The organism is Paenibacillus sp. TAF43_2, assembly GCF_052113545.1.
Lineage (GTDB): Bacteria > Bacillota > Bacilli > Paenibacillales > Paenibacillaceae > Pristimantibacillus.
This window is the reverse complement of the sequence record NZ_JBFRDK010000204.1, coordinates 1-10398: the sequence shown is the minus strand read 5'-3', so window position 1 is coordinate 10398 and position 10398 is coordinate 1. Positions and strand designations below refer to the sequence as shown.

Below are 10398 nucleotides of genomic sequence, written 5' to 3'. Positions count from 1 at the left end.
CTTTAGAGCATATAAAAAATGATAGGGATGGAGGAGGCAGCACAATGCGTAAAACGTACAAAGCAAATTCTGCTCTTCGGAGATTTATTATGGTTATCGCTTTTTTGGCGATGACGGCAATGGTAACCTCAGCTTGCGGGCAGCAAGGAACGAGCGATGGGAAATTGAAAATTACGACAACAACAGGAATGATCACGGACGTCGTGCAGCAGGTAGGCGGCGAGTATGTCGATGTTAGCGGATTGATGGGGGCAGGAATTGACCCCCATTTATACAAGGCATCTCAAGGAGACGTGCGGAAGCTGGATAATGCGGACATTATTTTTTATAACGGCTTGCACTTAGAGGGCAAGATGGGCGAGATGTTCGAGAAATTGGAGAAGCGCAAGCCGACGGTAGCCGTCTCCAAATATTTGACGGAAGATCAGCTACACTCTGCCCCAGGGCAAGGGGCTGGCATGCATGATCCGCATATTTGGTTCAATGTGAAGCTTTGGATTTCTACAACAGAGGTGATCCGCGACACGCTGATGGAGAAGGATGCGGTCCATGCGGAGTACTACAAAGAGCATGCAGCAGCCTACATCAAGCAGCTGGAGGAGCTGGACAATTATGCGAGAGAGCAAATTGCACTTATTCCAGAGGCAGACCGCATTTTAGTAACAGCACACGATGCATTTGGATATTTTGGCGAAGCGTATGGTCTAACTGTCACGGGTTTGCAAGGTATGAATACGATGTCGGAGTACGGCTCAAAGGATGTTAGCAAGCTGCGCGACTACTTAGTTGAGAAAAAAATAAAAGCTGTATTTATCGAATCCAGCGTTCCGAAAAAATCAATTGAATCGGTCATAGAAGGGGCAAGAAGCTTAGGCCATGAGGTGAAAATTGGCGGAGAGCTTTACTCCGACGCAATGGGAGATGCCGGTACGTTTGAAGGGACTTATATCGGAATGGTGAAGCATAACGTGGATACGATTGCAGCCGCTTTGAAATAGCACATAAAAAAGGCAAGGAAAGTGAGTGATAAAAATGAACCAATCCACAACAGCAGCCAAGCAAAATACGAAACAAATTGCACCGCTTACGATTAAGGGACTAAGCGTTGCTTATCAGAAGAAGCCAGTGCTTCGGAACGTATCGTTTGAAGTAAGCGAGGGTGAGCTCGTCGGGGTAATCGGACCCAATGGCGCAGGTAAATCGACACTGATGAAGGCGGCTCTTGGCCTCATACCGAGTATTGGCGGAGAAGTGTTAGTATACGGCAAGTCTTATAAGCAGCAGCGGAAAATGATCGGTTATGTCCCGCAGCGAGAATCGGTGGATTGGGATTTTCCAACGAATGCGCTTGATGTTGTACTTATGGGCCGTTATGGCCATTTAGGCTGGTTCCGCCGCCCAAGCGCGAAGGATAAGGCGATTGCGCTGGAGTGCCTGAACAAGGTTGGCATGGCCGATTATGCGGGCAGGCAAATCAGTCAGCTCTCTGGCGGACAGCAGCAGCGCGTGTTTCTAGCGCGTGCACTGGCGCAGGACGCGAAGCTGTACTTTATGGATGAACCATTTGCAGGCGTGGATGCAGCGACAGAGAAAGCCATTATCACATTGCTGCAAGAGCTGAAGCTGCAAGGGAAAACGGTCATCGTTGTCCATCATGATCTAGCGACTGTGCAAGATTATTTCGACTCGGTACTGCTTCTGAATGTAGAGCTTCAAGCATTCGGCAAAACAGAACAAACCTTTACGCAGGAGAAATTACAGCGTACTTACGGCGGCAGACTGGCGTTTCTTGATCGCAGCATGCAGTCTCCGTCACGTTTTGACGGAAAGGGTGAGTAATTCATGGATAGAATATGGTCGATGCTGACCGATCCGAATATGCAATGGATTTTTCTAGGCTGTACGCTGCTTGGCTTAAGCAGTGGAGTGATCGGCTGCTTCTCGTATCTTAGGAAACAAAGCTTAATGGGCGATACGTTAGCCCATGCGGCATTGCCAGGCATATGCATTGCATTTATGCTTACTGGCGTTAAATCGATTGGACTGTTTCTCATAGGAGCAGGCATATCTGGTCTTATCGCAACGTTCGGTATTGGATATATTACTCGTAACTCTAAGCTTAAACAGGATGCAGCGATGGGTATCGTATTGTCAGGATTTTTTGGCCTCGGTATCATACTGCTTACACTTATCCAGCATGGCAGCTATGGCAATCAAGCCGGATTGGATAAATTCCTGTTTGGGCAGGCGGCATCTATGATTGCATCTGACGTTATTACGATGACGGTCGTATGTGTGTCTCTTATTACGGTTTGCACGCTGCTCTTTAAACAGTTTAAAATTATTTCCTTTGATCCCGGGTTTGCTAGAGGCATCGGTTATCCCGTAGCCTTTCTTGAGCAGCTGCTTATGCTTCTAATCGTCGTTGCTGTAGTAGCGGGCATTCAAGCGGTAGGTGTCGTACTCGTAGCTGCGCTGCTTATTACACCGGCCGTATCGGCTAGATACTGGACGGATCGCCWTGGGCTCATGGTTGTATTGTCAGGTATATTCGGTGCAGTCAGCGGTGCGGCAGGCACTTGGATTAGCGCATCGGTGTCTAACTTGCCAACAGGACCCGTTACGGTGCTGGCAGCAACATTGCTCTTCTGCATTTCCATTCTATTTGGTCCACAGCGCGGATTGCTTGCAAAAAGACTGGTGCGCCAAAGAGTGAAGCAAAGCTATAATCGTGACTCCGAAATGCTGCTTGAGGGCAAAGTGAAGAAGGAGGCGGCATTATGAGCGACTTCTGGATCTTGCTTACAGGTGCTCTAGTAGCAAGCTGCTGCGGTATTTTAGGTGTATTTCTTGTTTTGCGCAAAATGGCGATGATCGGCGATGCCATTAGCCACTCCGTCATGCCCGGTATCGTTATCGCGTTTCTGCTCAGCGGCTCGCGCGATTCTCTGCTAATGATGTTCGCAGCACTATTATGCGGATTGCTGACGACCYTTCTTATTCAAATGTTTCAGCAAAGCGGCATTCAATCCGATGCTTCGATCGGCGTTGTCTTTACAGCATTATTCGCCATTGGCGTCGTTCTAGTAAGCTTGTATGCTCGTCAGGTGCATTTGGACCAGGATGCGATTTTGTACGGTGAGATTGCGTATGTGCACTGGAATATTTGGGAGCTTGGCGGCGTAAATATGGGCCCGAAAGCGGTATGGCTGCTCGGTACAACGCTGCTGATCATAACGTCAGTTATCGTTTTGTTCTATAAACAATTCAAGTTATGCGCGTTTGATCCCGCCCTTGCGGCTGCAATCGGCATACCTGTAGCTATCTTTCATTATTTATTAATGGGTCTTGTCTCGATGGCTACTGTCAGTTCCTTTGAAAGCGTAGGAGCCATACTCGTTGTAGGACTGCTGATTATCCCGGCGTCTACCGCTTATTTACTGACAGATCGGCTCGGCCTGATGATCGTTTTGAGTGTGGCAGCCGGCGTAGCAAGCACATTCATCGGGTATGGTGCAGCTGTTTTATTAGATGCTTCAATTGCTGGCTGTATGGTCTGCGCAGCGGCATTATTGTTCGTTATCGCATTTTTGTTCTCGCCCTCACATGGCATTGTAATCAAGAAATTGCGTCTAAGAAAGTTAGCATAATCATTGCGAAAAGCATCCTTAATGGATGCTTTTTTCATATTTATTTCAAAAAAAGGTGTATAACTGCAACTTTTATCCAAAAAGAATCGTAATGTAATTGGTACATATTAGGAGGAAACTGAAGAGGAGAGAAAATTGAAAATGAAAGTGTTGTCAAAATTCGTCATACCGCTAGTTGTTTTTACATTATTGGTAACGGGTTGCAGCTTTGGGGGCAAAAACGAACAAAAAGAAAATGAGCAATCTACACTGAAAATTATGTATTACGATGAAGGTTCTTTCTTTCAGGAGTATGGCATGGTGTTCTCGGCATTATATCCAAATATCGAAATTCAAGTCGTAGAAAATAGGAAAATGTATCAAGGCGACAACAAGGATATGGATGCTGCACTCGACAAGTTTATTACAGAGGAGCAGCCAGATATTTTGATGCTTGATACTGATCAATACAAAAAGCTGGCACTCGACGGCAAACTTTATGATCTTGATCCGGTTATGGAGAAGGAAAAGTATAATACAGAGGGCTTGATTCCCGGCATGCTTGATTATTTGAGAGAAAATGGCGGCGGACAGGTTTTTGGCATGACGCCAAGCTTTTATAGTCAAGTTATGTTCTACAACAAGGATTTATTTGAGAAATACCAAATCGAGCCGCCAACCAATCGCATGAGCTGGGACCAGACGATACAATTGGCACGCCGCTTCCCTACGGATGGCGACAAAAAGGAACGCGTATACGGGCTGAAAATGGGCTACAGCGAAGATTTATTTGAAATGGCAAGCATTCTTGCTAATTCAGAAAACGTTAATTATGTGAATGCTTCGCAAAAACAAATGACGATAAACACAGATTCATGGAAAAATGCATTTAAGCAAGCAATTGATGCATTGGATTCGAACGCGCTTTATTTTGATAGCATGCGCAACCAAGGTGGCGACRAACCGATGGCGCAATCCTATGAGGACTATTTGTTAAGCGATCCCTTCATAGCGGGCCGATTGGCGATGACGATGGGCGATATTAATTTTATCAATCAAATCAAGCAAGCGGCTGAAAATGAAAAAGTAAAAGATAAGATTGTGAAAAACTGGGATATTGTAACTGTTCCGGTTGGACAACAAAATCCGGATCAATCAAGCATGATGTCTTTTAACAACATTTTCTCCATTCGCTCGGAATCACCGAGTAAGGACGCTGCTTGGAAATTCCTTAGCTATGTAACGAGTGAGGACTTTGCAAGAGTCAAGTCGAAGTCGAACAATTATAATGGCTTGCCTGTCCGCACTAAATATATTACGGATACAGAAGGACATAATTTTGCGGCATTTTATGATTTGAAGCCAAGTACATTTAATAGCTACAAGGATTTTGACAAGCTGCCGGAAAGCTTCTGGGGAGAATTTAGAGGGGCAGCCAGTCAAGAGCTTGAAAAAGTGAAGAAAAAGGAACAGGAACTGGATGCGGCGCTTGATATTTTGCAGGTGAAAGGCCAAGAAATGCTGTTGAAGGAAGATCCTGTACCTACTGAAGGTGCTGAAGGAGCTGGAACTTCGGAAAGCAGTGGATCTGTTACTACCATTGAAACAACGGAGTAAGTTAAGAGATGGGGAGCATGCTTACGCAAATTAGCGGAGGCTGCTCCTTTTTTCTGAGCAAGTATGATGAATTCGTGTTTTTTAGAGTGACTTTCATTTGGAATCTGTCGTAAATGTGCTAAAATAATTTACTAGTTAGGTACAACAACGATACGGCATTTACGAGGAGGCACAATATTGGGAGATTATAAATTGCTTGCGCTTGATATGGACGGGACATTGCTAAATGAACAGAGTGAAATTAGTACAGAAAATGCAGAATGGATTCAAAAAGCACTTGATGCTGGCGTTATTGTCAGCTTCTCAACGGGCAGAGGCTTTCGCAGTGCATTGCCTTACGCTGAGCAATTGAAGCTGGAAACACCTATGATCACAGTAAACGGCAGTGAGATTTGGCATCGTCCGCATGTGCTTCATAAACGTACTCATCTAAGCCATGTTTACGTGCAAAGGCTGCATGAGCTTGCTCTGGCACATGGCGAGCCGTGGTTCTGGGCGTATACAGCTGATGAAATTTACAATAAAGAGAAATGGATTACACCTGCTGATGATTATGCATCACATCACTGGTTGAAATTCGGCTATTACACAGAGGATGACAGCATAAGAGAGAAGCTGCTCGCTGAAGTACAAAGCTGGGGAGCGCTTGAGATTACGAATTCCTCACCGTTTAATTTGGAGCTTAATCCGCTCGGCGTTTCAAAGGCAAGCGCGCTTCAAGAGCTATGCGGCTTGCTTAACATCGAGATGTCGCAAGTCATTGCTGTTGGCGATAGCTTGAACGATATTGCGGCGATTCGCGAAGCTGGGTTAGGCGTAGCGATGGGCAATGCGCAGGAAACAGTCAAGGAAGCTGCAGACTTCATTACTTTTACGAATAATGAGCATGGAGTTGCAGAAGTGATTAGACGTTACCTTCTGAAGGGATGAGAAAGGTATGGATATTTTAGGCTGGACGTTAGTTATTCTATTATTTGTAGTAGGGATGGCAGGGGCTATTTATCCGATTCTTCCGGGAGCTCTTGCCATTTATGGGGCATTTTTTGTTTATGGCTTATTTTTCTCGTTTAGTGAATTTGGTTTTTGGTTCTGGTTCATTCAGACGGTAACTTTAATCGTGCTGTTTGTCGCCGATTATGCGGTTAGCGCCTGGGGCGTCAAACGATTTGGAGGCTCGCGAGCCTCAGTGATCGGCAGTACAATTGGTCTTATCTTTGGTCCTTTCGTTATCCCAGCACTTGGCCTTATTATCGGTCCTTTTGTGGGTGCCGTCATTGGTGAGATGATTATCGGAACACGTTTTGACAAATCGCTGAAGGTTGGTTTAGGTTCAGTTGTAGGATTGTTTTCAAGCGTAGTCGTGAAGGTAATTTTACAGCTGGCGATGATCGTGGTGTTTGTCCTATGGCTCGTCTTTTAATGAAATGAAATGAATAAAAGGTGGATAGCTCAATGATTAAAGTAACCGTATGGAATGAGTTTTTGCATGAGAAGATTCATGAGGAAGTCAAAAATGTATATCCAGATGGCATTCATCAAGCTTTAGCCAAAGGAATCGCAAGTGGAGATATCGAAGTGGCGACAGCAACGCTTGAGGAGCCTGAGCATGGCCTTACAGAGGAGCGTCTAGCCAATACGGATGTTCTAATCTGGTGGGGACATATGGGGCATGACCAGGTGGATGACGCCATTGTAGACCGTGTGCAGCAGCGTGTACTCGCAGGCATGGGCTTAATCGTGCTCCACTCGGGTCACTTCTCAAAAATTTTCAAGAAGCTGATGGGCACAGGCTGTGATCTGAAATGGCGCGAAGCAGGCGAGAAGGAAAGAATTTGGGTCGTAAATCCAGCGCATCCGATAGCAGCCGGCTTGCCGGAATACATTACGCTGGAGCATGAGGAAATGTATGGTGAGCATTTTGATATACCGGCGCCGGATGMGCTTGTATTTGTGAGCTGGTTTGAAGGCGGCGAGGTGTTCCGCAGCGGCTGTACCTTTAACCGCGGCCAAGGCAAAATCTTTTACTTCCGTCCGGGGCATGAGACTTATCCAACCTACTATAACCCGCAAGTGCTGCAAGTGATTCAAAATGGTGTGCGCTGGGCTTCTCCATCTCATGCAGCAGTGCCCGTACGCGGCAATCATCAGCCGCTGGAGCCCATTGGAAATAAAGGATAGGGAGACTTTGACAGACCATTATGCTAAAAAAAGACTCATTAATTAAAGGCACAATTATACTGGCAGCCGCAGCGCTGGTCGTCCGGTTTCTCGGCTTGTTCCAGCGGATTCCGCTCGAATACATGCTGGGAGCTGCCGGACAAGCGGCATTCAACTCAGCGAATACGATTTACTTATTACTGCTAACGATTGCGACGGGCGGCATACCGCTATCGATTAGTCGAATGATTTCACAGCGCTATGCGCTTGGCCGGCCCGATGAAGCCAAACGAATTTATCGAGCGGCATTAATGTTTGGAGCAGTGACAGGGATATTGCTTGCCACTGCGATGTTTGTTTTTGCACCTGCTTATGAACGGTTCTCGAAGGTGCCGGATGCAGCTTTATCGCTGCAAGCTATAGCGCCTGCGCTGCTGCTATTTCCTATTATTGCGATGATGCGAGGTTACTTCCAAGGCCGGCAGATCATGTCCGCAGGCGGTATTTCTCAAATCATGGAACAAATTTTGCGGCTCATCGGTGGAATTGGACTAGCCCTGATCGTTCTCGGCTGGGGCTGGGGAGATAAGTACGGCGCTGCAGCTATTGCGTTTGGTTCTGTGCTCGGAAGTATTGGTGCATTTTCGGTTATGATGTGGTTTTGGCGTAAGCTGAAAAAACAAGATCAATCGGAGCATGCCAAATCTGCTACTAATGTGAAGGATAAGTCGCTAAAGACAAGCTCCAACCTGCCTTATCGGACCATTTATAAAGAAATATTCGGCACTTCCATTCCTGCTGTCGTAACGGCGATGACGGTACAGCTTTTGTACTTTTTTGATATAACGATATTTATGCGATTGACGGAATCCTTTTATAATGAAAATTCAGCAACAAAAGCGTTGGCGGATTACTCCACGAAGGCGATGGGGATAGCAGGCATACCTCCGATTCTTGCGATTGCTCTCGGCGCTTCGATTATTCCGATCATTTCCTCGGCATTTGCCTTGAATAATATGAAAGAAGTACAGCGTCAATCCTCGCTCGTCATGCGGATTGTGTTGTTTACAGGCGTACCGGTTGCGCTGCTGCTGGCAGTAGCCTCTTATTCCGTAACTGGACTGTTATTTACGACACCAAGCGGAAGCGGGACGGTAGCGATGCTTACAGCCGGAGCGATCTTCCAAATTACAATGATGATTTCTAATTCGATCCTATACGGACTCAACAAACCTAAGCTGCCGATGAACCATACATTTATTGGTTTGGCGCTTAAAGTGGTGTTCAGTCTGGCGCTTGCTCCTTTGCTTGGCGTATACGGATTTATTATTGGATCTACGATTTGTTTCGTTGTCATAACGTATTTGAACTTAAGAAGCATTAACAAGGACGTTAACTTGAACGTGCTAGGCGGCAAATGGATTGCCTATTTGATCGCAATTGCTGTACCTGCACTCGCTGGCTGGGGAGCTGAGTACGGGGTGCTGGCTATTACGGGAGCATGGGCAGATAAGCTTTCCTATTTCTTGGCAGCTGCTGTTGCATCTGTTGTTGTAGGCTCACTTTATATCATATTGCTCGCTGCGCTTCGCGTTATCACACCAGAGGATGTGCGCTCGTTCCCAGGGCCGCTCCGCAAAATACTCGGGATTGTTTTAAAGCCATTTTACAAAAAAGCGGTATAATCATAAGTTTTCATGGAAGAAAGGACACAGCCCTTATAGGGGATGTGTCCTTTTTTTCGTTAGAGCTCCCATGCTGCTTCGAAAACTTTGAAAAACTTAAACATTCATTAAGCTAATGTTAAGAAATAGCAGAGAGAATTAGTAAGTTTTTTCCTCTAGACTATATATCAGTAGGATATGGATACACACTAGGGATAAGCGGAGAGGGAGAGAAACGAAAGATGAAAGCATGGTCGAGGTTTGTTTTATCAGTCGTTGTTTTGGCATTAGTGGCAACTGGCTGCAGCTTTGGAGGTGACAATAAGGACAGTAATAAAATGAAGCAGTCGTCACTGAAGGTCATGTATTACGATGAAGGCATGTTCTTTCAAGATTATGGCATGGTGTTCWCGGCATTATATCCGAATGTTGAAATTGAAGTCATTAGCAATCAGTCGATGTATAGTGAAGAAAATACAGACTACGATACTGCGTTTAACAAATTTATAGAAGAAAAACAGCCTGATATTTTAATGCTGGATGGAGAGAGGTACCAAAAGCTGTCACAAGAAGGCAAGCTTTATGATCTCGATGCTGTTATGGAAAAGGAAAAGTACGAAATCGAGGGATTGATTCCCGGTATGCTTGACTATTTGAAAGAGCAGGGCGGCGGCAAAGTATACGGTTTAGCGCCTAGCTTCTACAGCCAAGTTATTTACTACAACAAGGATTTATTTGAAAAATACAAAATTGAGCTTCCGCGAAGCCGAATGAGCTGGAATGAAACGATACAATTGGCGAGGCGTTTCCCTACAGACGGTGATAGGAAGGAGCGGGTATACGGTTTAAAGATGGGATATCGCGAGGAGCTGTTTGATTTGGCCATCATGCTGGCAGAGTCTGAAAAAGTTAGCTATGTGAATGCTGGGCAAAAGCAAATGACCATACATACGGATTCGTGGAAAAATGTATTTCAGCAGGCGCTGGATGCAGTAGAATCAAACGCGCTTTATTTTGAAAGTATGAGCAGCCAATCGGGAGCGATGTCACAGTCCTATGAGGACTACCTGTTATCAGATCCTTTCTTGTCCGGTCGTTTGGCGATGACGATTCAAGACGTTGGTTACACGAATCAAATCAAGCAGGCAAGCGACTATCCAAGCCTGAAAGATAAGATCGTAAAAAATTGGGACATTGTGACTGCTCCAATCGGACAGCAAAGTCCAGATGAATCGAGTATGATGTCATTTAATAATCTGTTTGCAATTCGAGCAGACTCTCCAAACAAGGAGGTCGCATGGGATTTTCTCAAGTATGTGACAAGTGACAAG

General features: G+C 45.5%; 10 protein-coding genes. All 10 read left to right on the top strand.

Going from position 1 to position 10398, the window contains the following annotated elements:
* The first annotated feature begins 44 nt into the window (after positions 1-44).
* On the top strand, positions 45-998 hold the full coding sequence (locus AB4Z17_RS28640) for a metal ABC transporter solute-binding protein, Zn/Mn family (protein ID WP_441963596.1): 954 nt from the start codon (positions 45-47) through the stop codon (positions 996-998).
* A 34-nt stretch (positions 999-1032) separates the two neighbouring features.
* Positions 1033-1839, top strand: coding sequence for a metal ABC transporter ATP-binding protein (locus AB4Z17_RS28635; RefSeq protein WP_339204480.1), 807 nt, complete (start codon positions 1033-1035; stop codon positions 1837-1839).
* Between the two features lie 3 nt (positions 1840-1842).
* The gene (locus tag AB4Z17_RS28630) at positions 1843-2784 is read left to right on the top strand and encodes a metal ABC transporter permease (protein ID WP_441963594.1); all 942 of its coding nucleotides are present in this window, start codon (positions 1843-1845) and stop codon (positions 2782-2784) included.
* Entirely contained in the window at positions 2781-3650 is an 870-nt protein-coding gene (locus AB4Z17_RS28625; RefSeq protein ID WP_441963592.1) for a metal ABC transporter permease, read from the top strand. The genes AB4Z17_RS28630 and AB4Z17_RS28625 overlap by 4 nt, the downstream gene beginning before the upstream one ends.
* Positions 3651-3791: 141 nt before the next feature.
* On the top strand, positions 3792-5246 hold the full coding sequence (locus tag AB4Z17_RS28620) for an ABC transporter substrate-binding protein (protein WP_441963590.1): 1455 nt from the start codon (positions 3792-3794) through the stop codon (positions 5244-5246).
* Positions 5247-5423: 177 nt separating this feature from the next.
* Positions 5424-6176, top strand: coding sequence for a Cof-type HAD-IIB family hydrolase (locus tag AB4Z17_RS28615; RefSeq protein WP_339204476.1), 753 nt, complete (start codon positions 5424-5426; stop codon positions 6174-6176).
* 7 nt (positions 6177-6183) lie between these two features.
* Positions 6184-6666 carry a DUF456 domain-containing protein gene (locus tag AB4Z17_RS28610; protein WP_076267515.1) on the top strand — a complete coding sequence of 161 codons (483 nt, stop codon included), beginning with the start codon at positions 6184-6186 and terminating at the stop codon, positions 6664-6666.
* A 32-nt stretch (positions 6667-6698) separates the two neighbouring features.
* Positions 6699-7424 carry a ThuA domain-containing protein gene (locus tag AB4Z17_RS28605; protein WP_441963588.1) on the top strand — a complete coding sequence of 242 codons (726 nt, stop codon included), beginning with the start codon at positions 6699-6701 and terminating at the stop codon, positions 7422-7424.
* Positions 7425-7444: 20 nt separating this feature from the next.
* Positions 7445-9088, top strand: a complete 1644-nt coding sequence (locus AB4Z17_RS28600; protein WP_441963586.1) for a putative polysaccharide biosynthesis protein — start codon at positions 7445-7447, stop codon at positions 9086-9088.
* 221 nt (positions 9089-9309) lie between these two features.
* Positions 9310-10398, top strand: a 1089-nt coding sequence (locus AB4Z17_RS28595; RefSeq protein ID WP_441963584.1) for an ABC transporter substrate-binding protein, incomplete at its 3' end; no start/stop codon positions are given.

What these genes read in the sequence shown, in the direction of transcription:
- AB4Z17_RS28640 (WP_441963596.1), top strand. Translation starts at nt 45, where the DNA reads ATGCGTAAAACGTACAAAGCAAATTCTGCTCTTCGGAGATTTATTATG.
- AB4Z17_RS28635 (WP_339204480.1), top strand. Translation starts at nt 1,033, where the DNA reads ATGAACCAATCCACAACAGCAGCCAAGCAAAATACGAAACAAATTGCA.
- AB4Z17_RS28610 (WP_076267515.1), top strand. Translation starts at nt 6,184, where the DNA reads ATGGATATTTTAGGCTGGACGTTAGTTATTCTATTATTTGTAGTAGGG.
- AB4Z17_RS28600 (WP_441963586.1), top strand. Translation starts at nt 7,445, where the DNA reads ATGCTAAAAAAAGACTCATTAATTAAAGGCACAATTATACTGGCAGCC.